The organism is Xenorhabdus doucetiae, assembly GCF_000968195.1.
Classification (GTDB): Bacteria; Pseudomonadota; Gammaproteobacteria; order Enterobacterales; family Enterobacteriaceae; genus Xenorhabdus; species Xenorhabdus doucetiae.
Genome location: NZ_FO704550.1, coordinates 1,747,878 through 1,773,971 on the forward strand (window position 1 = coordinate 1,747,878; position 26,094 = coordinate 1,773,971).

Genomic DNA, 26,094 nt, shown 5'->3' on the forward strand with positions numbered 1-26,094 from the left:
ATTATTATTTAATTAAAGATACCCTTGATAATTTTTAGCTTAAATTATGTCCTGAATAAAATAATCTGCTCAATAAAAAATAATTATCAGCCGATAGAAAAAAGTGATTTGAATTAATTTTATGGAAAGGGCATTTTATATAGCGCTCTTATATTAATAGCAGTGATGAAAAAATATGAAACCTTTGAGGTTGGTGAATATTAAATATGTTTTAATGACAATATTCAATTATATGATTTATAAATGGTATTACGTTTGAAATCTCACCTATATTTATCATTTTATTAGAGCTAAAAAATATAAGATGGTAATATAAAAGATAACTTTACTTATCCAAGATTTTTATTTGTAATTTTAGTTCCTGTTGTTAATGCTGTCGAAAATATTAAAAATCCTAATGCAGAAAAATCATAAAGAGGTATTCAATGACAAACTTAGCAAAAATAGAACTCTCTCCACCTGTGTTTCCTCAGGCAAATGGGACGGATACCATTAATATGCATGATGTTCATGTAATGGGGAATAGATATTTATTAATGAATGTTGGAAAGTATGTTGATGAAGAAATTGGCGATGAAATCGTTGGTTATCTTCGTTTTAATGATGGTAGTGTTATAACATCGACTCCATACTATATCACTCCAGATAAACAGGATTTTTCTCCCTATTCGTTACTATTTCCTGTGGATGAAATCACGCGATATGGATCTTATCAAGCCCAATATAAAATAATTAGTCATGGGAACGAACGAGATTCACCAGCGGTGAATATTAATCTTGTATTTTCAGATTCATCGAATTTATCTGATAGTCTCCCCAGTGTTCCAGAAGCGACAGGAAATCAAGGTAACCTGCTGACAAAAGGTGATTATTATCGGTTAGATCAATTAAAAGTCAATGTACCGGTTTATGAGGGAATGGCTCCAGGTCATACTGTCAAGGTTTTGTGGCAAGGGCGTCGAAAAGATATTACATACTCAACGCCAACTCAGACAGTAAATGAAGTTACGCCGCTGACATTCTATATTCCTCGTCTGGAGTTTATTGACAATATAGGCGATACAGTGCAAATACGGTTTGCGGTAGAAAGAACGTCCGACAACTATATTGGGTACTCAGGCGCTTTCAGCCTTGAGATTGAAGGGCAATATCTTGATTTACCCGCGCCAAATCTTAACTACAATTTCTATGATGGCTCGATTCAAGTAATTATAAGTTATCCTGATATGACACTAGATCAAACAGTTGAGATTCGCTTGGTAGGTCAAACAATGAGGCAGACGAATTATCAAAGAGTTGACAATGTACAGCAGGTAATAATAGATATTCCTTCTGATTGGGCACAAGAAAACCGGGGGCAGTTGGTTCTGATTGATTACGCCGTAGGTGATATATATGGAAATAAATATAGATTCTCCCATATATTAAGGAGAGTTCTATAACATATATAGTAAAATATAAATAAGTGATTCTGGTCTCTAACAAACCTCGTTTAGCCTAACGAGGTTTGTTTTTATTTTTGGCTAGGTAAAGACTTGCCTAAAATAATCAGTATCTTAAATTATACATTATTAAAAATAGTTATCACACAATAACTATTTTTAATAACGCAAAAATAAAATATACAGCTAGTATCACAATAGGAGTAGATCCGAACTATTTTAATGAGTGGGTGTGAGTGTAGCCATAAATTTCAGTTAACATCAAAATATCTAAGGTGTTTTTATATGTTATCACATATTGGCAAGGGTATATTTGTATTCTTTTTTCTTTACACATTATTGATACCTTATACGATAACGCACTCATTTGCGGATGGAGATCTAGCATCTGCAAAAATATACATGCCAGAAACAGATAAGAAAGATAATGTAGACATTCGAGTTAATGAATCAAGTAAAAAATATCTGAACTCGAATGCGCATAAAGAAAATAGTTCTGGAAAAGACAACCAAGCATCATATCCTAATACGCCAAGTGTTATCGCTAAAAACATCCAAATGGCAGGCAATATCCTGTCATCTTCACCTTCAGAACTGGCAGAACAAGCCAAATCCTACGCCGTGGGCAAATTTAACAGCACCATCTCTTCCGAAACACAAAAATGGCTATCCCAATTTGGGACAGCCAAAATTAACTTTGGGCTGGATAGAAAAGGAACTCTAAAAAATAATTCACTCGCTTTATTATTGCCACTTTATGACAATAAAGTCGATTGGCTGTTTTTTTCTCAACTGGGTTATCGCAACAAAGACAGCCGAAATACCATTAACGTGGGATTAGGCGGGCGTTATTTTTATCAGGACTGGATGTATGGCCTGAATACCTTTTATGACTACGATCTTACGGGTAAAAATCAGCGTCTGGGCTTGGGGGGAGAAATATGGGGAGACTATATTAAATTTTCCGCCAATAGCTATTACCGTTTAAGTAATTGGCAAAACTCACGGAATTTTAAGGATTTCCATGAACGCCCTGCCAACGGTTATGACATTAATGGGGAATTCTTCTTGCCCGCTTACCCAAATCTGGGAGCCAAACTGGCCTATGAGCAATATTTTGGCGACAACGTGACCTTATTCAATCGTGATACTAAACAGAAAAACCCCAATCTGGCTAAACTGGGGCTGACTTATACGCCTGTCCCACTCTTCACTCTGGGTGTGGATTATAAACAAGGGGGAAGCGGGCACAGTGAAACCCAGTTCTTGGCGAATTTAAGTTATAAATTAGGTGTCCCCCTGAATGTGCAATTATCACCTGAAAACGTGGCCTCAATGCGTACACTGGCGGGCAGCCGTTATGATTTGGTGGAACGAAATAATAATATTGTGCTTGATCACCAGAAAATTCCCATCGTTCAACTCTTCTTACCGGAAACAATCACGGGTTATAGTCAGGAGCAGCACGATATTACGGTTAAGTTATCTTCCAATACTGCCGTTAAGCAGATTCATTGGGCAACGAACGAAGATTTTGCCAAGCATGGTGGCAAACTCTCTTCCCGTGTCGGTAATACCATCACCGTCACCCTGCCGAAATATTTATCCGGCGACAACCAAAATAACAATTACCCCATTTATGCCCTTGCTGAACTGGAAAATAACCAAAAATCAGTACCCGTTGAAATGCGCGTGATTGTCCGCCCCTTTATGCTGCAAAAACGGGAAGAACCTAACTTCACCCCAGCAGGACCATTGTCGGCGACGGGGGATAAAAAAGACGGGTATACGTTTAATCCGGTGATTACTTTTGATACAGCCCATAGAACACCGATAAAAAATACCACTATTAACCACGTTCAGTGGCTAACCGATCCGAAAACCGGCGCGGATTCTGGCTTACAGTTTATTGACTGGGAGCAATCAGACGCAGTTGAAATTGATGAGAATGGGCATTTTAAACGTAAGCCTACCTTAATTAGTACTCAGCCACATAAAGGTGTCAAAGTGTACCTGCAACTGGATGGTCAACCGCCGCAATTTGTGGGTGAGGTCAGTTTTGATGAAAAACCCGCTAGTTTTCATGTGGGTAAAGTCACCGTTTCTCCGGCAGTACCGTCACTCATCGCCGATGGTTCTCAAACTTACACCTACAGTGCAGTTATTTTAGATGACAATAATAACCCAGCGAAAAGTCAGAAAATTGCTGATGTGAACTGGAGCAAAGATAAGGATCAAGCCGGACTGATTTGGCATCCATCAAATGGCGATGTTACAACAGATGAAGAGGGAAAATTAACGGCAACCGCAACCTTGGCCAGTACGGTGGCAATCAAGGATGTCTTGGTTTCACTGGCAATTGGCAACCAAAAACCGGTGCCAGCAGAACATCCTGTGTCTTTTACTGCGGATATTGTAGTTACCCAAGATTATCACATTAAAGGGGATATTCAGGTTGATCCGTCAGGGACTTTAACGGCAGATGGCCAGCAAAAATATACCTATACGGCGGTTATTGTCGGGGTTGATGGAAAACCTGTTCAAAATACAAAAATAACGAATGCGGTATGGAATATCGATTCTCCACAAGGGGCTGGCGAGCTTAATTTGGATCAATCCGATATGGAAATAAAGGGAGACGGGAAATTAAGCGCAACCTTAACCAGTAATAAGGCATTCAACGGGGTTGTCGTTTCACTCACGATTGGAAACCACAAGCCCGTTCAAGCAAAGGCGGTAGATTTCAAACCGGAACAGATATCGGCGATAGACGTCAAACCAGCAAGTCCTCTATTGGTGAATAAAATTTCTACCCTGACGGTCAGAGTGAATGATGCTACGGGTAAAAATCCGGAGGCGAATAAGACCGTTAACTGGACGATAACGTCCGATAAGAATGGCGTAACACTAAACCCAACAAGCAGTACAACCAATGCTCAGGGTTACGCGACTACAACATTGACCAGTACTCAGGCTAAAACTGTTACGATAGAGGCCGCAGTGGAAGGTATTGCAACAAAGAAATCTGTAGATGTGGAATTTAAATGGCCAACCATTCAAAAACCAACATTTACCCCAACAACGGGAACAGTTCCTCCGGATGCAGATAAGAATTCTCAAGACGCTTACCACTATACGGCGATTGTGCTGGGTGCTGATGGTAAGCCTTATACAGGGCAAGAGATTAAATTTAAATGGCAGTTGAAGCCTGTGGCACAGGGGAATGCGCAAGATACTTGGTTGTCAGAGGCAGGGGAAATGACAGTGAAACCTGATGGAACATTGCAAGTTGACCTGATGAGCAAGCAGAAAAGCCCTGTAGTGAAAGGTGCAGTCGTGTGCCTTGCTGTTGTTGACCAAAATTCGGTTGCAATTCCAGTAACAGAAGAATGTGCTGATTCTGTAGAATTTAAGCCAGAAAGTGTAAAGATAGTTAGTCTTACTACTGATTTTGATCCTACTAAAACACTCAAAGAAGGTAATGGCAATGCGTCTTATACTTATACGGCAAAAGTTGTTAGGGCAGACGGTACTCCGCTACCTGACGGGCATGAGGTAGAAAACGTTAAGTGGGATTTTGATCTTAAGCCTAATACCTATAATGGTAAGCCTGAGTGGGAAATTAAAAGTGATAATATAGTCAAAAACGGTCAACTTACGGCTACATTAACCAGTAATGTTGGTATTGGTGATATTAATAGTGGTCAGGTTACTGATGGCTTGAAGGTAATCTTATCGGCACCGGATGGAGGGAAAACTTCTTCTAAGGAAGCTGGGCCGGTTGCTTTTGAGCCAGTGACTCAGACAGACGCATGGATTAAGGTATTCAGTGATAAAAAACCTGATGGAATTATATTTAGAGAACAAAATAGGCCTTATAACGCGTTCAAGGGATTGAAAGGACAATTGGTAGATAAATTAACGGGAGAACCGATTTCCAAAGTTGGCGATAATGTTACGGTTACAGGTGGTGATATTGCTGATATTGGTCAACTTGACTCGCCTGATAAGGGGGTGATTAGTTTCCTGATTCCATCTGGAAAAATAACTTTGAAAATGACCGTTAAAAAAGACAATAATGCTAAGTATAGGTATGGTTATGATTTTAATATAAAAAAGTTTTTTTTATCCAATTCTTCAAACAACTTGATTACAACTTCTTCTAATGAAGACTGTACTAATGGTGATCCAACTAATGCGATAAAAAATGTTAGTGATATTGATTTGTTTGATGGGAATACTTCTTTAACGAAGGAATTTCCGCACAGTTTTAATTGGGGAATATTAGATATTTTTGATCCTTCTGGAAAAGTTTCAATTATTGTTCCAACTAATCCGGGAGGTTCAACTAAGTATTTATTTGACCTCCACAGTGACCAAAAAGTCAGTGGTAATCAGTCAGGATATCTACTGTGTGTATATAATGTTAGCTAAATAGCGTTTCGAAATGATAGGAATAAATCTTGTCCCGTGAGGTGCGGGAGACAAGATTGCGAACGATCACTATTATGAAAATTTCTTTAGGTATGTTAAGTTAATCAGATAAACTATCTGCATTACTGTTACAATCGATAACACGATAACCTGATTTTCTGCCTGTCCTTATGAAATCGAAGATAATACTTTCTGAGCCTGAACGAATAACATTGCAACAACTCGCTTTGAATCATCCCCACCGGGATATCCGTACGCGAGGAACGGGTTTGCTCATGCTTGCCAGAGGGAGCAAGCCGTCCCAGATCACCGCTGAAATAGGATGCAGTCTCCGGGTTATCTATAATTGGGTTCACATGTGGCACAATTCAGGGATAGCGGGATTATTAGGCGGTCATGCTGGAGGCCGGTATCTCGCTATGACGCCTGAAATGATTGCCACTGCGGTCGAAGCTGCCTGTGCAGAGTCCCTAACTCTCGCACGGATAGCCCAGTGCGTTGAGGCAAAGCATGGGCCCCTGCCTTGTACGCTTGAAACGCTGGCAAATACCCTGAAAAAGCAGGGGCTCACCTATAAACGCACCCGTCTATCGCTTAAAAAAAGCGTAACGAAACGGAGTTTGCTAACAAATCCGCCTTGCTGAATAAAATTAAGGCTGGAGCACAGTTAGGCCATTACCGTTTGGTCTATTTTGATGAGGCGGGTTTTGCCGCATCTCCTCCGGTGCAATATGGATGGAGTCCACGGGGTAAGCCCCATGAAACTGAGCCTCAAGAGCATGACAGGCGGTCAGTTCTGGGGGCGTTAAATTACACGGATAACACGCTGTTTTACCAGACAACGTCAGGCAGTATCACGCGAGATGACGTGATTGATTTTTTAGAGCAGCTCGCCCAACAGGGGGGACAACCGCCTGACATTTTTAGTGTTGGGTAATGCGCGTATCCATCACGGGATTGAAGAAAAAATCAGAAATAGCTGGTTACGAGAACACAACCTGTTTTTATTCTACCTTCCCGCCTACAGCCCAGAGCTGAATTTGATTGAAATCGTCTGGAAACAAGCCAAATACCATTGGCGACGTTTTATCACTTGGACTCAGGAGACAATGGAGAATGAATTAAATACGTTATTGGGCGGTTATGGTAACCAATTTGCAATTAATTTCTCTTGAGTGCTTAATAACTAATCTGGATTTTATAATTACTACCAATAATAATATTATTAGGGTATTTGTAAATAGAGTTTCACTGTGGTTTAAATAGACTTGTCATTCCACACCTAATTATGGAATATCATAACTTATAATAGTTGTGTGTTTTTTTATGTGTATTAATTGTTGATTAAAACATAAATTTTCGATATACATTCTGAATGGCAACCAATTTGATAAATGCAATAAATTTTCAGTGTGATTACTTTTTTTCATTAGAATATTATAGTTTCTATGTTTATATTGATATTTTGACAAAGGGTTATAAGTATAGCGTTTAATAACCATGGATTTCACAATTAAATATGACACTACTAAAATTATTTAATAAGGAAATGACATGAATGAGAAAAAAGAAGTATTGAAAAGTGGGGCTGTTATTACTCCAGTTGGTTCTTCTACTATTGAAGTATCGCTTAAGGATGGTTCTACTGTTTTTAATGGTCAGTCCATTTATCTAATAGTAACCATTAAAACGAATGATCCAAATATACTATCTGAAATATCTAAAGTTAAAATAGAAGATCAGTCGAAATCTATTCATCAAGTTATATACAAACCATTTGTAAAAAATTTCACAAGTAAAGAAAAACATGGTCATTCTATACTGTTATTAACGATCGATAATAATCAATCTCTCACAGAAATACCTTTTAAGGTTATGGCTTATGATAAAAATGAAAGACCAGTTAACATTAATTCTTTGCCTATTTCATATAAAATAAGTAAAAATCCACCGAAAGAAATAATTACATTAAAAACTGAAAATGAATTTATAAAATTACCAACTACTGATAACCCAATAACTAGCAAGACAAGCACTTATAGTATATATGAAGGAGTAGTCCTTGATACTGCTGGTAATGCGATAAATACTCAGGTTGTTATTTCAACACAACGAAATCAATTGTCTCCTGGATCTGAGGTGATAAATATAACTGATGATTCAGAAGGAGATGTTAATCTTATTGATCCTATAGAGAAAAGAAATCACCAATATTCCATTATATTAAACAGTGATGAAAATGGGAAGATAAAATTTCGTGCGTACCCTAAAAAAGGTAAACCAGCGAGAATTGATTTTATAGCAGCAATACAAAATCTAACAGGAGATACATATACAGCATCGATGTGTATCTTTCCTGATAACTCTCATAATCGACAATTGGATAATCCTTTTATAAATGAAATGGAAGAAGGTGGAGTACTTAAGAAACTCGTTGGAAGAGATCATTTTAATGTAGAAATTAATCAATATGATAATTCCTATGAAACAGACATTCTTGCATTTTTTACTGAATATTATGGAACAGATGAAAAAATATTATTATCTCCAACTTATAGGACTGGAGATATAAATAAAATAGGAGACACTCCATTTCCTTTCACATATGATCAATTAGAACCTAATAAACTTGGTGGGTTATACTATATGGTAATCCCCCAAGAAGGGGAGCCCAGATATTCCGAGTCTTTGAATGTGAAGTATATTCAAGATGAAGATTCTTCAGATGGAAACAAAAACGAAATTTATGATAAAGTGACTGTATATTCTACTTATGCAGACCTTCCCATAAAGGCTAGTGATACAGACAGCACCATTTCTGAGTCGTCTGCCGTAATTTTTGACATGATAAGTCAAGGATTAGTTTTTGGTGAAGGTAACAATAATAAAGATAGTGCTGGATTATATGTGATGATAAAGGTTGCAGGTGCTTCTAATATAGGAAATCTACCGCAACCTAATCAAAGTGGTAAAGTAAAAGTGAGTATAAAATCTTCCAATGGCCTTGTATCTAAAGAATATGGTTTTGACTTAACGAACCTAAAACAAGATGGGAGTATTAAATATCAAGTAGTTACTATACCATTCTGTTTCCTTAAAGGAGTTCTTCCTATAGATGGTTATAATCCTTCAAGGTTATATGTTAATTATTATACAACAACCGATAAAGCAACTGGAGAAAAAGCGTATAGTAAAACCTGGAAAGTTGATATTAATACTATGGATCCAAATGAATATGATGATGATGAATATTATGGGTGCTCATCTTAGTTTACAGATAAATTAGTATCTGTAAACATTGGGTATACATTAATGTTTCCGATGTTATATACTCCAAGTAAATATATTTGACTTGGAGTATCATCAAATAGCTTATCTGGTTTTAACCATATATTAATTTCATTTAATTATAATAGTATGTATTTAATTAAATTTTTATATATTCAAAGGTGAAAAGATGAACATTGAAAATAATGAAATAAAATTATCAAAATCCTGTTTACCAGGAGAGCTTTGTGTATCTATATTGGATGGCTCAGATATTATTATTGGCCAATCTGTTTATCTGACAGTGACGCTTGTTGCAGATCAAAAAGTGATTGAGGATATCCAAAGTATTTCAATAAAAAGTGATCCAACGATAATTGAAGTGAAAAATTATGTTAAGTGGACACCCATAAAAGATAAAACTGGAGGTAGTGCGATATTTCTGTTGAATATCAATAGTGATGTTTTGCCAGAAAAACCAGTAAATTATAGTGTTCATGCGATTTCTAGTTCAGGATCAGATATGCAAGAAGTAACACCTCTGCATATCACCTATACAGCAAAGCAATTCAGTTTTGATAAGACTATTTTGTTTGACTATGATAAAAACTATATGGTGACGCCAACGAGTGATAATAGTATTGATAATCCCAATAGTGAATATGCTTTAGTTAGTTCAACAATCACTGGATCTCATGGTCATCCATTGAAAAATGTTGCTGTAGTTATATCTTCCTCGCAACCAAAAAAATTAAATCTAGTTGTTTTTGCTACAGATGATAAAACACCTCAACCTATTGAGATTCAATCTTATAATGAGATTGATTTTATTACCGTTTATTCTGATTCAGAAGGAAAAATTAGATTCCGTATTTATCCTATAGAACATACACAAGCTAGGCTTGATTTAACGACGGCAATACTTAACGTTACTGGATTTACTCAAGCTTATACTCTATATATTGTTAATTCTCCTCATAAAATCCCATTCGAACTTGGTAGCCCAACGATACAGGAAATGGGCGAAGGCAACATAATTAAACAAGATTTGACCTCTTCTTCGAAATATTTTCATGTTCAAATTCCTTCCTATCAACCTGCTTATGCTACAGATGGAATTCTGTTTTTTATAAAAAGTGGAGTGCATAATAAAACAACATTACTTGAACCTATATATAAAGTTAATAGTGTTAATGAATTGCCAAACAGAGTTTTTAAATTATCATACAATGAGTTACCAGTTAACAAACGAGTTGAGTTTTATTATCTTATTTCTTCTATAGAAGGTGAAGTAAGAAAATCTTATCCAATTACAGTAAAGTACGTTGGTAACGACTCGTCTAACGGCAGGGTTTACGACAAAGTCAAAGTCTATACCAGCCATGCAACTCCCCCCATTGATGTATACAGTGAAGAAAATGAAACTTTTGAGTGGCATGGCATCATCCTGAGTATGATAAACCAACAGAGAAAAGCGGGTCAAAGTGCCAAAGGAACGGCGGGACTCTATGTGGTAATTACGGGAACTAGCGAACAGAGTAACGAAAATTTACCACAGCTCGGCAGTAAAGGATATTTGAACGTGTATGTGAAAACATCAAATTCTAGAAATACCCATAATAGTTATCCATTCCAGTTACCACCTGCTGCTGATCCGGGAAAACAAACAGGCCATTGTACGGTTAATATCCCGTACTGTGATATTAACCGAGCGGGGCCTTCATTCTCCCAAGGGTTAGGAACACTTTCGTTCGATTATTATATCGAAAATAGTGATGGTTCTAAAACGTATAGCAAAGAGTGGAGTACCAAAATTAATACGGTATTACCCAATCAATCTCACGATGATAACGATGGGTGTGATCCTTTATCGAATAATTAAGAGGATTTTGATTTTTAATTATTGCAATGTAAAATTATAAATAAGGAAATAACATGAAAAATAATCTGTCAATAGATGAAAAATCCATATCAATATACTTTGAAAAAGATGTTTTCCAAGTGTTAGACTATGATAGTGCTCCACCTAATGGTGATTATATCAAGGCAGTCGCATTAATCCGGGATAAGGACGGAAAACCATTGCCTAATGTTTCTGTCGTTATTCTTGAAAAAGAGCATGCCAATTTTGATTTGGTTAATATCTATCATGCCGATAAAACAACACCTGTTACAATTAAAAATAATTCTTCTAATCTGAAATATTTCCCTGTTACCTCCGATTCAGATGGAGAATTAATTTTTTATATCTATCCTAAGAAATCAAAATCAGTCGTATTTCATGTTGATTCTATGGTAATGAATGTAACAAACCGTATATCTTCAAAAAATAAAGTGTATATTATCGATAATAATAAAAAGGATCTAAACCTTCCTCTGCTTGATATCATCGGCGATAATGGTAATTTATGGGTGAATCCCAGTTCGAGTTTCTTTACTCTTTTAATTCAAAATTATCCTGATGCAAAATTAAATGACACAATACTGTTTTTTGCACATAATAAATATGTGCAAAAGTCATTTTTTGTTGGAGATGTTAATGAATTAGATAATAGTCATATAACACTGCCTTATAACATATTTAAGGAAAATGAAGTTACGCCTTTTTTCTATACGGTTGTGAATGAGCTGGGATTGGCTCGCTCTTCATATCCACAAAGCATAACATATCCTGGAGGAGGAAATAATCGACCCATTGATAACTTAGAGAGAAGTTATGATAGTTGTACCGTTTATAATAGTTACGGTTATAATGACGACAAAAATATTATCAATGATTCCATTCATGAGAAGGATGTGGATAGCAGATGTAATAATCCCCATCATGAAGCATTATTCGTTAAAATTATAGGAACGAATGATTATAAAGATAAAACAAAAATTCCACTTGGTGCCGAAGTCACATTAAATTTATATGTAAACAGTTATCCAAATACGATTTATCAATCTAAAACGAAATTAATGCCAACTCAACCAGATAGTGGTAATACAGCAACATTATTGTTTGGCATTCCTTTTAATTATGTTGGTCATATAGAAAATGGAGATATTTATCTTGATTTTCAAGTTAATTATTATGGGGATATTTCTTATGGCAAGATCTGGCAGGCCAATGTTTATACTGTAAGACCAGGAGGAGAACTTGCCGGAGATGCTTGTTCTGACGGTATAACTTGGACCGGCATATGGTAATTCAATTTCTTAGATGAATAATAATCATTATCAAATATTAATTTTTCTTTTAATAATATATTAATAAAGAATTATAAAAGGGGTAAGGTATGTTAGGTAACGATATGATTTTGGAAGATTATAATTTAAATTTATCTATTGAAAAACATGCTGATGTTATTATAGGTCAGCAGTTTTATCTCGATATAGAACTCATACCTAAAGGAAAAATTTCTCAATCCTTTAATATAGGTATAAAAGACCCTCAGGGTTTTGAAAGTATAGAAATAATTAAACCAATTAATATTCAGCAGGATAGTAAATCATATAATATGGTGGTTTCATGTAAGGTAAAAGGAAGTGATTCAATAACGTCAGGAGATGAAATACATTTTACTCTCACAGGAATTGAAAAAGTAATAAAATATTATGCAAAGGATTTGGTTAAAAGCTCAATCCAATTGAAGAAAAATAAAAGCATTTGTGCAACACCCGATAATAACAATATAGACGACAACAAAGATCATTATATCAGTTATAGCACTACATTATTTGATACCACTGGTCAATTACTTAAAAACACACCTGTCCATATTTTTTCTGAGGCTGAAGAGGATATTGTAAGGAATATCATTATTACCTCTGAACCGAGTGGAATAGGTCAAAAATGTCAAATTATCAAGCCCAAAAATTATCAGGGTAAAAGTGAAATAATTATTAATAGTGATAATGATGGAAATGTAAAATTCCGTGTTTATCCGGTTATGGACACCCCTGTTGTTATGGATTTAATCAGTAAAATCGAAGGGATCGCGGAATATCGTTCTGGTACCATATATATGGTTTCTATTCTTCCGCTCAGCGACGAGGATTTACCTGAACAGCCATATGTTCCTGAACTCTCTGGAGGTTTATTGGATGGTGGCGGAGATAAATTTTTTGACGCACAGGTTGATTCTTATCCTAATGCGTCTTTGACCGATAGAATTTTATTTTTTAACAAGAAAAAAGACGATGGTTCTTTTGACCCAGAAGGATTAATATTTCCAGTGCAAAAGATTTCCGATGTCTCGCACAATTCAAGTGCTTATAACTATACATTTGTGATGAAAAGAGAAGTTTTTCCATCTGAAACAGACTCAATGCTCTATTATGTGATAGCACCGGATTTTGGCAATAGTATATATTCAGGGGCTCAGGAGGTTAAATATGTCGGAGAGGGAATGGGCGCACCTGATGATAGTGTCAAAAGAATATATAATATGCCCAGGATTTTCTCCAGTTATGCTGATATCAAAAAAGATCCTAAACTTGAACACTCTGATGATGATGAAAAACCCAATAATGAAGATATCACCCAAAATGATGTATCTAACTCTTCTGTCAGTGGATACCAATTGTATGTAAAAATTATGTGTACTAATGATGAGAATGATCACTCTTATCCCATTTGGGGTAAAGAGATATATTTAAGAATGTATGTTAGATCAGTAAATCAGAACCTTAATAAAATATTTAAAGTTGTTGCTCCACATGTTCCAGATAAACCAGGAGAAAACTTGTCGACAATCATTATTGAAATTGATTCACCAGAACTTAATGATGTGAAAGGATATACTGATGGCGGAATAGGGGTTATTTACTTTGAATATTATATCATTGACCCAGTTAACAATGAAAAGACATATAGTCATTATTGGAAAAATGAAATAATGACAAGTGATTAATTCCCACAATTAAATTGGGCTGTTTCTATATTAGGAGGTGCTTAATATATAGATACAGCTCTTTTTCTCATTATTGCAATTTTAAATTCCTGCTAAGTGAAATATTTGTATGGGAGGTAAATATATTTTCACAGAGCTATTTTAACGCCGATTCTGTGTGATAGTATGTCGGACGAGTTAGGGCAAATGTACCCGATGTTTTTGAAATTATTTCTTTAAACATGTACACATCTTGCGGAGTGAAGCGAGGACTTGTTCCTAACGTACTGATTTAATAATGAATTTGATTTAATACAAGTGATCTTTCGTGTGGGTCACCACTGTATATAAGGATTTTAAATGCCTGTAATTACTCTTCCTGACGGGAGTCAACGTCAATTTGAGCATGCTGTTTCTGTCATGGATGTCGCTCGTGATATCGGTGCGGGTTTGGCAAAAGCGTGTATCGCTGGCCGTGTTAATGGTGAATTGGTGGATGCCTGCGAATTAATCGAAACGGATGCCAATCTTGCGATTATCACCAGCAAGAATGAAGAAGGCCTGGAAATTATCCGCCACTCATGTGCACATCTGTTGGGCCATGCCATCAAACAGTTATGGCCGGATACGAAAATGGCTATCGGTCCTATCATTGATAATGGCTTCTATTATGATGTTGATTTGGATCGCTCTTTGACGCAGGAAGATATCGAGCTGCTTGAGAAGCGTATGCTGGAGCTTGCTAAAAAAGACTACGATGTCATTAAGAAAAAAGTGAGCTGGCAAGAAGCGCGTGACGCATTTGCGGCTCGTGGTGAAGAATATAAGATCCAGATTCTGGATGAAAACATCAGCCACGATGATCGTCCCGGCCTGTATCACCATGAAGAATACGTTGATATGTGCCGTGGGCCACATGTTCCTAACATGCGTTTCTGCCATCACTTTAAATTGCAAAAAGTGGCAGGGGCATATTGGCGCGGCAATAGCGACAACAAAATGTTGCAGCGTATTTATGGTACGGCATGGGCGGACAAGAAGCAGCTGAGTGCCTATTTACAGCGTCTGGAAGAAGCGGCAAAACGTGATCACCGTAAGATTGGTAAGCAGCTTGACCTGTATCATATGCAGGAAGAAGCACCAGGCATGGCGTTTTGGCATAATGATGGCTGGACAATTTTCCGTGAATTGGAAACGTTTGTCCGCCTGAAGCTCAAAGAGTACCAATATCAGGAAGTCAAAGGCCCATTCATGATGGACCGTATCCTGTGGGAAAAAACAGGGCATTGGGAAAACTATAAAGAAAACATGTTCACCACTTCATCGGAAAACCGGGAATATTGCGTAAAACCGATGAACTGCCCAGGCCATGTCCAGATTTTCAACCAAGGATTGAAATCCTACCGTGACTTGCCTTTGCGCATGGCTGAATTTGGCAGTTGTCACCGTAACGAACCGTCAGGCGCTTTACATGGCTTGATGCGTGTACGTGGCTTTACCCAAGATGATGCGCATATTTTCTGTACTGAAGATCAAATTCTGCAAGAAGTCAGTAGCTGCATCAAAATGATTTATGATGTGTACGCAACCTTTGGCTTTGAGAAGATTGTTGTTAAATTATCAACCCGCCCGGAAAAACGGATTGGTACGGAAAAACAATGGGATGAGGCAGAAGCGGATCTTGCTGAAGCATTGACCCAAAACAACATTGAATTTGAATATCAGCCGGGTGAAGGGGCATTTTATGGCCCTAAAATTGAATTTACCCTCTATGATTGTTTGGATCGTGCGTGGCAATGTGGTACTGTGCAACTCGATTTTTCACTACCAGCACGTCTGAGCGCGTCGTACGTAGGTGAAAATAACGAACGTAAGGTTCCTGTAATGATTCACCGTGCGGTTCTGGGATCGCTGGAACGCTTTATCGGTATCCTGACAGAAGAATATGCCGGGTTTTTCCCAACATGGTTGGCACCTCAGCAGGTCGTCATCATGAATATTACGGATAGTCAGTCAGATTATGTACAGGAATTGGTTAAAAAACTTCAAGACGCTGGCATTCGTGCAAAAGCAGACTTGAGAAACGAGAAGATTGGTTTTAAAATCCGTGAACACACTCTGCGTCGAGTGCCTTACATGCTTGTTTGTGGCGACAAAGAAGTCGAATCAGGAAAAGTGTCCGTTCGTACACGCCGAGGCAAGGATTTAGGCAGCATTGATGTCAGTGAGTTTACAGAGAAACTGCTGACAGAAATACGCAGTCGTAATCTTCATCAATTGGAGGAATAAGGTATTAAAGGCGGAAAAAGAATTCAACCGGCGCGCCCAAATCGCATTAATGAAGAGATTCGCGCCTCTGAAGTTCGTTTAACTGGATTAGATGGCGAACAGATTGGTATTGTCAGTCTGAGGGAAGCTCTTGAAAAAGCTGAGGAAGCTGGAGTTGATTTAGTGGAAATCAGCCCAAATGCCGAACCGCCGGTTTGTCGTATTATGGATTACGGCAAGTTCCTCTATGAGAAGAGTAAGTCAGTCAAAGAACAGAAAAAGAAACAAAAAGTTATTCAGGTCAAGGAAATTAAATTCCGTCCTGGTACAGATGAAGGCGACTATCAGGTCAAACTACGCAACCTGATTCGTTTTCTGGAAGATGGCGATAAAGCCAAAATCACCCTGCGTTTTCGTGGGCGTGAAATGGCGCACCAGCAGATTGGTATTGAGATGCTTAACCGCATCCGTGACGATCTGAGTGAACTGGCTGTGGTTGAATCCTTCCCATCGAAGGTTGAAGGCCGCCAGATGATCATGGTGCTCGCTCCTAAGAAGAAATAGTCAGGCAAAACAAGTAACAGGCTCCAGTTAATCTGGCTGGAGCCTGTTCGCCTGATTGGTTCGTTGTAATCAACAATGCGAAGTGGAAATTAAAATGCCAAAGATTAAAACAGTACGCGGCGCAGCTAAACGCTTCAAAAAAACTGCCAGCGGTGGTTTCAAGCGTAAGCACGCTAACCTTCGTCACATTCTGACTAAAAAATCAACTAAGCGTAAACGTCATTTACGTCCAAAAGGCATGGTCTCCAAAGGTGATCTGGGCCTGGTTGTTGCTTGTCTGCCATACGCATAAGCAATTTTTTTAGATTAGAACTCAGAAGAGACGATAGGAGAAGTATATGGCTCGCGTAAAACGTGGTGTTATTGCCCGTGCACGTCACAAGAAAATTTTGAAACAAGCGAAAGGTTACTACGGTGCCCGTTCGCGCGTTTACCGTGTTGCTTTCCAGGCTGTTATCAAAGCTGGTCAGTACGCTTACCGTGACCGCCGTCAGCGTAAACGTCAATTCCGTCAACTGTGGATTGCTCGTATCAACGCTGCTGCACGTCAGAACGGCATGTCTTACAGCCGTTTCATCAACGGCCTGAAAAAGGCTTCGATTGAAATCGACCGTAAGATTCTGGCTGATATCGCTGTATTCGACAAAGTAGCATTCGCTGCTCTGGTAGAAAAAGCGAAGGGCGCTCTGGCATAAGTCAGGTTAAAAGAGGGAGCTTGCTCCCTCTTTTACATTTTTCCAAAATGTGGCTGACTATAATATATGATCAAATCACATCGTAATTCGGTTACGATTGGTGATTGCAAAAGAAAAGAGATACAGGGGAAAGAACAACATGATGAAATTAGCCTTTTTTCGTTTCTTTTTTTACTTTAGCGCCTGAAATAAGGGGGCTTTGCGCGTAAGAAAAGAAACGAAAAATAGCGCTTGAGCCTCCGGTGTGGAGGCTTTTTTATTTTTATGGCCTCATTAATCGATAACGCATGAGGACATAATCGATAACAACTAAAGGCCATCTGGCCAAAGGAAGAGGAAAACGATGTCACATCTTACTGAGCTGGTTGCAAGAGCAAAAGCAGCCGTGGAAGAAGCCCAGGATGTTGCCGCGTTGGATTTGGTGCGAGTTGAATACCTGGGAAAAAAAGGCCATTTAACCCTCCAAATGTCATCGCTGCGTGACTTACCAGCCGAAGAACGTCCAGCGGCAGGGGCTGTTATTAATCAGGCAAAACAAGAAGTGCAAGAAGCATTGAATGTGCGCAAGGCAAAGATGGAAGCCGATATTCTGAATGTGCGTTTGGCCGCAGAAAAAATCGATGTTTCATTGCCTGGCCGTCGTATGGAAAACGGCGGATTGCACCCTGTTACCCGCACGATTGAACGTATTGAAACTTTCTTTGGCGAGCTGGGCTTTTCAGTTGAATCGGGTCCAGAAATTGAAGACGACTATCATAATTTTGATGCCCTGAACATTCCTGCTCATCATCCTGCGCGTGCTGATCACGATACTTTCTGGTTTGATGCGACACGTTTGCTGCGTACCCAGACTTCTGGGGTACAGATCCGCACCATGAAAGAGCGTCAGCCACCCATCCGCATCATTGCACCAGGGCGTGTATACCGCAATGATTACGATCAGACACATACGCCAATGTTCCATCAGGTAGAGGGTCTGATCGTTGATAAAAATATCAGCTTTACCAACCTGAAAGGCACATTGCATGATTTTTTGAATAACTTCTTCGAAGAAGATATGCAGGTACGCTTCCGTCCTTCTTATTTCCCGTTCACAGAACCTTCTGCAGAAGTTGATGTGATGGGTAAGAATGGGAAATGGTTAGAAGTATTGGGTTGTGGCATGGTGCATCCTAACGTATTGCGTAATGTGGGTATTGATCCAGAAGTCTATTCTGGTTTTGCCTTTGGTATGGGAATGGAACGTCTGACCATGCTGCGTTATGGTGTTACAGATTTGCGTGCATTCTTCGAAAATGATTTGCGTTTCCTTAAACAATTCAAATAAGGCGGGTATATCTCATGAAATTCAGTGAACTCTGGTTACGCGAGTGGGCAAACCCAGCCATTAGTAGTGAAGCATTGTCTGAACAAATCACCATGGCGGGTTTGGAAGTTGATGGTGTTGAAAACGTGGCCGGTCAATTCCACGGTGTGTTTGTGGGTGAAGTGGTTGAGTGTGGACAACACCCAAATGCAGATAAATTACGTGTGACAAAAGTGAATGTCGGCGGCGAACGCCTGTTGGACATTGTTTGTGGTGCACCTAATTGCCGTCAGGGGCTTCGTGTCGCTGTCGCTACCGTCGGCGCGGTGTTACCGGGCGATTTTAAAATTAAAGCAGCGAAATTGCGCGGCGAGCCGTCAGAAGGCATGTTGTGTTCGTTTTCTGAGCTCGGTATTGCCAGCGATCAGGATGGCATTATCGAACTGCCGGCAGATGCCCCGATTGGTGCTGACTTGCGCGATTATATGAAATTGGACGATAACGCGATTGAAATCAGCATTACACCAAACCGGGCCGATTGCCTGAGCATCATGGGTGTTGCCCGTGACGTTGCGGTTATCAATAAATTGTCCATGACAGAACCGAAGATAGAAGCGGTTAAACCAACGACAGATGCAACATTCCCGATTCGCGTTGACGCTCCTGAAGCCTGCCCGCGCTATTTGGGGCGTGTGATCAAGAACGTGAACGTCAAGGCGACCACGCCATTGTGGATGCGTGAAAAACTGCGTCGTGGCGGTATTCGTTCCATCGATCCGGTTGTTGATATTACCAATTATGTTTTGCTCGAATTAGGCCAACCACTGCATGCGTTCGATTTGGAACGTCTGAATGGTTCAATTATTGTTCGCTTTGCTGAGCAAGGCGAAAAAATCACGCTGCTGGATGGTAATGAAGCCGAACTTTCTGCTGAAACACTTGTGATTTCTGATGAAAAGCAATCACTTGCTATGGCAGGGATTTTCGGCGGGGAATATTCTGGTGTTAATGCAGAAACACAGCATATTATGCTGGAGAGTGCGTTTTTTGCACCGTTGGCCATTACCGGTCGTGCTCGTCGTTATAGTTTACATACTGATGCTTCCCACCGTTTTGAACGTGGTGTTGATCCACAGCTTCAACGTAAAGCGATGGAATATGCCACTCAGTTATTGATCGACATTTGTGGCGGAGAAGCCGGGGAAATCGTTGATGCGACCAGCGAATCCCACTTACCAAAACCAGCAGCAATAACGCTGACTCGCAATAAATTGGATCGCTTGATTGGTCATCATGTTGCTGATGCACAAGTCACAGATATCCTGACCCGATTAGGTTGTCAGGTTACTGTCCAGAATGGTCATTGGCAGGCGGTTGCGCCTAGCTGGCGTTTTGATATGCAGATCGAAGAAGATCTTGTTGAAGAAGTGGCCCGTATTTACGGTTATAACAACATTCCTGATGTGCCAGTGCGTGCAGATTTGATAATGACTTCACATCGTGAAGCTGATTTACCACTGAAACGGGTGAAAACCATGCTGGTGGACAGAGGTTATCAAGAAGCCATTACTTATAGCTTCGTTGATCCTAAAGTTCAGCAATGCCTGCACCCACAGGAAGACGCGTTGATCCTGCCTAATCCCATTTCGGCGGATATGTCTGCAATGCGCTTATCCCTGTTGACAGGGTTATTGACGACGGTCGCCTATAACCAAAACCGCCAGCAAAACCGTGTTCGCTTATTTGAGACAGGCTTACGTTTTGTGCCGGATGAAAATGCAGAACATGGCATTCGTCAGGAATTGATGCTTGCTGGTGTTATTGCAGGAAACCGTTCCGAAGAGCACTGGTCGATTGAAAAAAATCCAGTTGATTTCTTTGATTTGAAGGGTGATTTAGAATCTGTTTTAGAACTGACAGGTAAACTATCTAACATTTCCTTTAAGGCAGAAGAACATCCTGCTTTACATCCCGGACAAAGTGCTGGGATTTATCTGGAAAATAATTACATTGGCTATATAGGTGTTGTTCATCCAGAATTGGAGCGTAAACTTGACTTAAACGGCCGTACCGTGGTATTCGAGTTATTATGGACCTGTCTGGTAGACCGCGTAATCCCTGAGATGAAGGAAGTTTCTCGCTTCCCATCTAACCGCCGTGATATCGCCATTGTTGTGCCTGAAAATGTAGCCGCAGAAGATGTTCTGGTTGAATGTAAGAAAGTTGGCATAAATCATATAGTTGGCATAAACTTATTTGACGTGTATTGTGGTAAAGGTGTCGCGGAAGGCTACAAGAGCCTTGCTATTAGCTTAATCTTGCAGGATACCGTGCGTACACTGGAAGAAGAAGAAATTGCTGCGACCGTCAACAAATGCGTTGCTGCATTAGAACAGCGATTCAAAGCATCCTTGAGGGACTGAACTTATGGCGCTTACTAAAGCTGAAATGTCAGAAAATCTGTTTGAAAAACTGGGTATTAGCAAGCGTGACGCTAAAGATCTGGTAGAAATGTTCTTTGAAGAAGTGCGTCGTTCTTTGGAGAATGGGGAGCAAGTGAAGTTATCTGGATTTGGCAACTTTGATTTGCGAGACAAAAATCAACGTCCAGGCCGTAATCCGAAAACAGGCGAAGATATTCCGATTACGGCTCGCCGTGTTGTCACTTTTCGCCCTGGGCAAAAACTGAAAAATAGGGTGGAAAAAGCGTTACCCAAAGAATAAATACACAAAAAGGCCGCATCTTGCGGTCTTTTTCTTATCTTTTATCTCCCATTGTGTCCAATGGAAAGCTAATCTTGACCACACGTATGAACAGGCGACAGAAGTCTGGCTGCTTTCGCATGCAAAATGGTTAGTATCTGGTATGCCACAAAATGTCATGACAAAACAAAATTTATCAGAGTTTTTTGGGGTAAATATTGGACATCTCAGAAATACCAGCTATAAATTATGGAGGGTCAGCCGCGTATAATTTCTATAAGTGAAATCCGCCATAATCATTGCTTGCTGTTTGCTTTTGGTGTTTGGTTGACCGAAATTTGTTTTTCGTTGAGGTTTTGTTAAAAAATCATCATTTAGAATCGATCAATTATAAAACAATTTGGGACAAAAGGCATAAGGCGGTTATGGAGAGTTTTTTGCCATTTTCCCGGCCAGCGATTGGCCGTGAAGAGATTGAAGCGATAGAGAAAGTTCTACACTCAGGTTGGATCACGACAGGCCCGCAAAACCATCAGTTAGAGCAAGATTTTTCTCGTATGTTTGGGTGCAAACATGCTATTGCCCTATGCTCTGCGACTGCGGGAATGCATCTGGCTTTGTTGGCGCTAAACATCGGCCCTGGCGATGAAGTCATTACGCCTTCCCAAACTTGGGTTTCCACCCTCAATATGATTTGTTTGTTGGGTGCTGAACCTGTCATGGTTGATGTTGACCGTGATACCTTGATGGTCAGCGCAGAAACAATCAAACAAGCGATTACCCCAAAAACCAAAGCGATTATTCCTGTTCATTATGCGGGAGCGCCTTGTGATCTTGACGCGCTTCGCGCCGTGGCTCAGAAAGCCAATATCCCCTTGATTGAAGATGCAGCCCATGCTGTCGGTACGCGTTATAAAAATGAATGGGTCGGAGAGCGGGGGACGGCAATCTTCTCTTTCCATGCCATTAAAAACATGACCTGTGCCGAAGGCGGCATGTTTGTTACAGATGATGATGAACTTGCCCAACGAATTCGTTGTTTAAAATTTCATGGATTAGCGGTTGATGCTTTTGACAGACAAATTCAGGGCAGGAAACCACAGGCAGAAGTGATTGAGCCGGGCTTTAAATACAACCTGTCAGATATTCATGCGGCGATGGCGGTTGTGCAACTGGGCAAACTGGCATCAATGAATGAGCGTCGCCGGGCGCTGGTAGCGCGGTATTCTGCTGCGCTTATTGATTCACCTTTGCAAATGCTGAAAGTGCCTGAATATCAGCATGTGCATTCCCACCATCTTTTTATGGTACGTGTTGACAAAAATATCTGCGGTATTGACCGTGATACTTTTATGGCACGCCTAAAGGACAGAAATATCGGCACGGGTTTGCATTTCAGAGCCGCACATACACAGAAATATTATCGTGAGCGTTATCCACAACTTTCCCTGCCTGTATCTGAGTGGAATTCATCAACACTTTGTTCATTACCCCTTTTTCCGGACATGAGCAATGACGATGTCGATCGTGTCGTGGATGCGATAACTGAAATTCTTTCGGAGCATAAATAAGTGACATTTGAGAAAATTAAAAAAGTTTCCGTCGTTATTCCTGTTTACAACGAAGAAGAAAGTTTACCCCGGTTATTGGAAAGAACGCTCGCAGCATGCCAAACACTGGAACAGCAATACGAAGTTATTTTGGTTGATGATGGCAGTCGTGATAGCTCTACCGAGATCTTAACTCAGGCCGCTGAATTGCCAGAAAATCATGTGATTGCGATTTTGCTTAACCGTAATTATGGGCAACACTCAGCCATTATGGCGGGCTTCCATCAAGCTGACGGTGATCTGGTCATTACCCTTGATGCGGATTTGCAAAATCCGCCGGAAGAAATTCCCCGTTTAGTCAAAAAAGCTGAAGAGGGATATGACGTCGTGGGAACACGTCGTGCTCATCGTCAGGACTCCTGGTTCCGTAAAACCGCGTCTAAAATAATCAATGCAATGATCACCAAGGCGACGGGGCGTTCGATGGGGGATTATGGCTGCATGTTGCGCGCCTACCGACGCCACATTGTGCGCGCGATGCTTCAATGTCATGAACGCAGTACGTTTATTCCCATCCTTGCCAATACCTTTGCCCGTAAAACGATAGAAATTGATGTCGCCCATGCAGAGCGCGAGTTTGGCGATTCCAAATACAGTTTTATGAAACTGATCAACCTGATGTATGACCTTCTGACATGCTTAACAACGGCACCACTGCGATTATTGAGTGTCGCGGGCAGTATCATTGCCATAACCGGTTTCCTGCTGGCGGTATTGTTGATTGCCCTGCGTCTAATCTTTGGCTCCATGTGGGCTGCCGAAGGGGTGTTTACCCTGTTTGCCATTCTTTTCATGTTCATCGGGGCACAGTTTGTCGCAATGGGATTATTGGGTGAATACATTGGCCGGATATATAACGATGTTCGTGCTCGCCCGCGTTATTTTATTCAAAAAGTGGTCGGAGTTGAGAAGACCAACGACAATCAGGAAGAAAGCGAATGAAAGCAGTTATTTTTGCCTATCACGATATTGGTTGTGTCGGACTTAATGCATTAGTAAAAGCGGGCTTTGATGTTCAGGCGGTATTTACTCATACCGATGATCCAAATGAAAATCACTTTTTCTCTTCTGTGGCACGTCTTGGCGCTGATTTGGGCTTATCGGTGTTTGCGCCAGAAAATGTCAATCACCCGCTGTGGGTTGAACGCATTCGTGAGATGAAACCCGATGTCATTTTCTCTTTTTACTACCGTCATATGCTGAGTCAGGAGATTTTGTCTCTGGCGGAAAAGGGCGCATTTAATCTGCATGGCTCTTTGTTGCCGAAATATCGTGGCCGTGCTCCGGTTAACTGGGCAGTACTCAATGGCGAGACCACAACCGGCGTCACACTGCATAAAATGCTGGAGAAACCGGATGCAGGCGATATTATCGCGCAACAGGCCGTACCGATTGATGAAGATGATACTTCCCTGATCGTACATGGAAAAATACGCAAAGCGGCAGTTGAATTATTGGATGACATTCTGCCGCAAATAAAATCAGGCCATTATCCATCAACGCCACAGGATGAAAATCAGGCCACTTATTTTGGCCGCCGTGCAGCGGAAGATGGCGAAATAGTCTGGCATCAATCCGCCAGAGAGATCAATAACTTGGTCAGGGCAGTGACCGAGCCATACCCCGGCGCATTTACTTTTCTGGGTGAACGTAAAATGACGATTTGGCGTTCACGGCCGCTTAACTTGTCCCATGACAAACGTCCCGGCACCGTTATTTCGACTGATCCCTTTGTGATTGCCTGTGGTGATGGCGCGTTAGAAATTATCAGCGGGCAAGGCGAGTCCGGGCTTTATGTGCAAGGTCATCGGTTAGCGCTTGAGATGGGCATTGTGGCCGGGGGTTATGTTGGCCCTAAAGCAACCACGCAGGTCAGTCGTCGTAAACGTGTACTGATTTTGGGCGTCAATGGATTCATTGGTAATCACCTGACTGAACGCTTGTTAAGTGATGGCAATTATGACATTTACGGGATGGATATTGGCTCTTCGGCGATTGAGCGATTTATTGGCAATCCCCGCTTTCACTTTATTGAGGGGGATGTCAGCATCCATACGGAATGGATTGAATATCACATCAAGAAATGTGATGTCATCCTGCCATTAGTGGCAATCGCCACCCCGATTGAATATACCCGTAATCCTTTGCGCGTCTTTGAACTGGATTTTGAAGAGAACCTTAAAATTGTTCGTTATTGTGTTAAATACCATAAACGGATCATTTTCCCATCGACATCTGAAGTTTACGGGATGTGCGATGATAAGGAATTTGATGAAGATACGTCGCGCCTGATTGTCGGGCCGATTAATAAACAGCGTTGGATCTATTCGGTCTCTAAGCAATTGCTTGATCGCGTTATCTGGGCTTATGGCACAAAAGAGGGCTTGAAATTTACTTTATTCCGTCCATTTAACTGGATGGGGCCAAGGCTGGATAACCTCAATTCCGCGCGGATTGGGAGTTCAAGGGCGATTACCCAATTGATTTTGAACCTGGTGGAAGGCTCCCCGATTAAACTGGTCGATGGGGGTGAACAAAAACGTTGTTTCACAGATATTCATGATGGCATTGAAGCGCTGTTTCGGATCATCGAAAACCGGGATGGGCTATGTGACAGTCAAATCATCAATATCGGTAATCCAACCAATGAAGCGAGCATTCGCCAGTTGGCTGAAATGCTGTTGGACAGTTTTGAGAAACATGAATTACGCGGGCATTTCCCCCCATTTGCCGGATTCAAGAAAATTGAAAGCAGCAGTTACTATGGGCAAGGTTATCAGGATGTTGAGCACCGTAAACCCAGCATTAAAAATGCCGAGCGTCTGTTAGGTTGGCAACCCACCATTGATATGAAGCAAACCATTGATGAAACCTTGGATTTCTTTCTTCGTGGCGCCATTGAAGAATCCAAAGGGAAAAACTAACTAT

The 26,094-nt window shown here is 40.3% G+C and carries 20 protein-coding genes and 1 other annotated feature; all 20 genes read left to right on the plus strand.

The features are described from left to right. Positions 1-425 precede the first annotated feature (425 nt). The 20 genes from XDD1_RS08120 (at position 426) to arnA (ending at position 26,090) form a co-directional block, all read left to right on the plus strand. Entirely contained in the window at positions 426-1,442 is a 1,017-nt protein-coding gene (locus XDD1_RS08120) for a hypothetical protein (RefSeq protein WP_045970234.1), read from the plus strand. A gap of 285 nt (positions 1,443-1,727) precedes the next feature. Further along, complete coding sequence (locus XDD1_RS08125) at positions 1,728-5,876, plus strand: inverse autotransporter beta domain-containing protein (protein WP_045970236.1); 4,149 nt, start codon at positions 1,728-1,730, stop codon at positions 5,874-5,876. A 170-nt stretch (positions 5,877-6,046) separates the two neighbouring features. Further along, positions 6,047-6,520 carry a helix-turn-helix domain-containing protein gene (locus XDD1_RS08130; protein ID WP_045970238.1) on the plus strand — a complete coding sequence of 158 codons (474 nt, stop codon included), beginning with the start codon at positions 6,047-6,049 and terminating at the stop codon, positions 6,518-6,520. Further along, a complete protein-coding gene (locus tag XDD1_RS20205; RefSeq protein ID WP_052705662.1) occupies positions 6,514-6,813 on the plus strand; it encodes a transposase in 300 nt (99 codons plus the stop codon). Before XDD1_RS08130 ends, XDD1_RS20205 begins: the two co-directional genes overlap by 7 nt. After that, a complete protein-coding gene (locus XDD1_RS20210) occupies positions 6,803-7,051 on the plus strand; it encodes a transposase (RefSeq protein ID WP_071827253.1) in 249 nt (82 codons plus the stop codon). Before XDD1_RS20205 ends, XDD1_RS20210 begins: the two co-directional genes overlap by 11 nt. 379 nt (positions 7,052-7,430) lie before the next feature. After that, the gene (locus XDD1_RS08145) at positions 7,431-9,146 is read left to right on the plus strand and encodes a hypothetical protein (protein ID WP_045970240.1); all 1,716 of its coding nucleotides are present in this window, start codon (positions 7,431-7,433) and stop codon (positions 9,144-9,146) included. A 187-nt stretch (positions 9,147-9,333) separates the two neighbouring features. After that, on the plus strand, positions 9,334-11,025 hold the full coding sequence (locus XDD1_RS08150; RefSeq protein WP_045970242.1) for a hypothetical protein: 1,692 nt from the start codon (positions 9,334-9,336) through the stop codon (positions 11,023-11,025). Positions 11,026-11,078: 53 nt separating this feature from the next. Continuing rightward, a complete protein-coding gene (locus XDD1_RS08155; protein ID WP_045970244.1) occupies positions 11,079-12,335 on the plus strand; it encodes a hypothetical protein in 1,257 nt (418 codons plus the stop codon). A gap of 89 nt (positions 12,336-12,424) precedes the next feature. Continuing rightward, the gene (locus XDD1_RS08160; RefSeq protein ID WP_045970246.1) at positions 12,425-14,041 is read left to right on the plus strand and encodes a hypothetical protein; all 1,617 of its coding nucleotides are present in this window, start codon (positions 12,425-12,427) and stop codon (positions 14,039-14,041) included. Positions 14,042-14,380: 339 nt separating this feature from the next. Then, the gene (gene thrS / locus XDD1_RS08165) at positions 14,381-16,309 is read left to right on the plus strand and encodes a threonine--tRNA ligase (RefSeq protein WP_045970248.1); all 1,929 of its coding nucleotides are present in this window, start codon (positions 14,381-14,383) and stop codon (positions 16,307-16,309) included. A 3-nt stretch (positions 16,310-16,312) separates the two neighbouring features. After that, entirely contained in the window at positions 16,313-16,852 is a 540-nt protein-coding gene (gene infC, locus XDD1_RS08170; protein ID WP_071827254.1) for a translation initiation factor IF-3, read from the plus strand. 94 nt (positions 16,853-16,946) lie between these two features. Next, complete coding sequence (gene rpmI / locus XDD1_RS08175; protein ID WP_006118955.1) at positions 16,947-17,144, plus strand: 50S ribosomal protein L35; 198 nt, start codon at positions 16,947-16,949, stop codon at positions 17,142-17,144. 46 nt (positions 17,145-17,190) lie between these two features. Next, complete coding sequence (gene rplT, locus XDD1_RS08180; RefSeq protein ID WP_010847342.1) at positions 17,191-17,547, plus strand: 50S ribosomal protein L20; 357 nt, start codon at positions 17,191-17,193, stop codon at positions 17,545-17,547. Between the two features lie 138 nt (positions 17,548-17,685). Next, positions 17,686-17,808, plus strand: a sequence feature (Phe leader region). Next, the gene (gene pheM, locus XDD1_RS20370; RefSeq protein ID WP_198688755.1) at positions 17,690-17,734 is read left to right on the plus strand and encodes a pheST operon leader peptide PheM; all 45 of its coding nucleotides are present in this window, start codon (positions 17,690-17,692) and stop codon (positions 17,732-17,734) included. Its footprint overlaps the feature before it by 45 nt. Before the next feature lie 82 nt (positions 17,809-17,890). Then, positions 17,891-18,874, plus strand: a complete 984-nt coding sequence (gene pheS / locus XDD1_RS08185) for a phenylalanine--tRNA ligase subunit alpha (protein ID WP_045970252.1) — start codon at positions 17,891-17,893, stop codon at positions 18,872-18,874. Positions 18,875-18,888: 14 nt separating this feature from the next. After that, on the plus strand, positions 18,889-21,276 hold the full coding sequence (pheT, locus tag XDD1_RS08190) for a phenylalanine--tRNA ligase subunit beta (RefSeq protein WP_045970254.1): 2,388 nt from the start codon (positions 18,889-18,891) through the stop codon (positions 21,274-21,276). A gap of 4 nt (positions 21,277-21,280) precedes the next feature. Further along, positions 21,281-21,577, plus strand: a complete 297-nt coding sequence (ihfA, locus tag XDD1_RS08195) for an integration host factor subunit alpha (RefSeq protein ID WP_038233943.1) — start codon at positions 21,281-21,283, stop codon at positions 21,575-21,577. Between the two features lie 404 nt (positions 21,578-21,981). Continuing rightward, positions 21,982-23,127 carry a UDP-4-amino-4-deoxy-L-arabinose aminotransferase gene (arnB, locus tag XDD1_RS08200; RefSeq protein ID WP_045970258.1) on the plus strand — a complete coding sequence of 382 codons (1,146 nt, stop codon included), beginning with the start codon at positions 21,982-21,984 and terminating at the stop codon, positions 23,125-23,127. Continuing rightward, complete coding sequence (gene arnC / locus XDD1_RS08205) at positions 23,128-24,108, plus strand: undecaprenyl-phosphate 4-deoxy-4-formamido-L-arabinose transferase (RefSeq protein ID WP_045970259.1); 981 nt, start codon at positions 23,128-23,130, stop codon at positions 24,106-24,108. Beyond that, positions 24,105-26,090, plus strand: a complete 1,986-nt coding sequence (gene arnA, locus XDD1_RS08210) for a bifunctional UDP-4-amino-4-deoxy-L-arabinose formyltransferase/UDP-glucuronic acid oxidase ArnA (RefSeq protein ID WP_045970261.1) — start codon at positions 24,105-24,107, stop codon at positions 26,088-26,090. The genes arnC and arnA overlap by 4 nt, the downstream gene beginning before the upstream one ends. Positions 26,091-26,094: the final 4 nt, after the last annotated feature.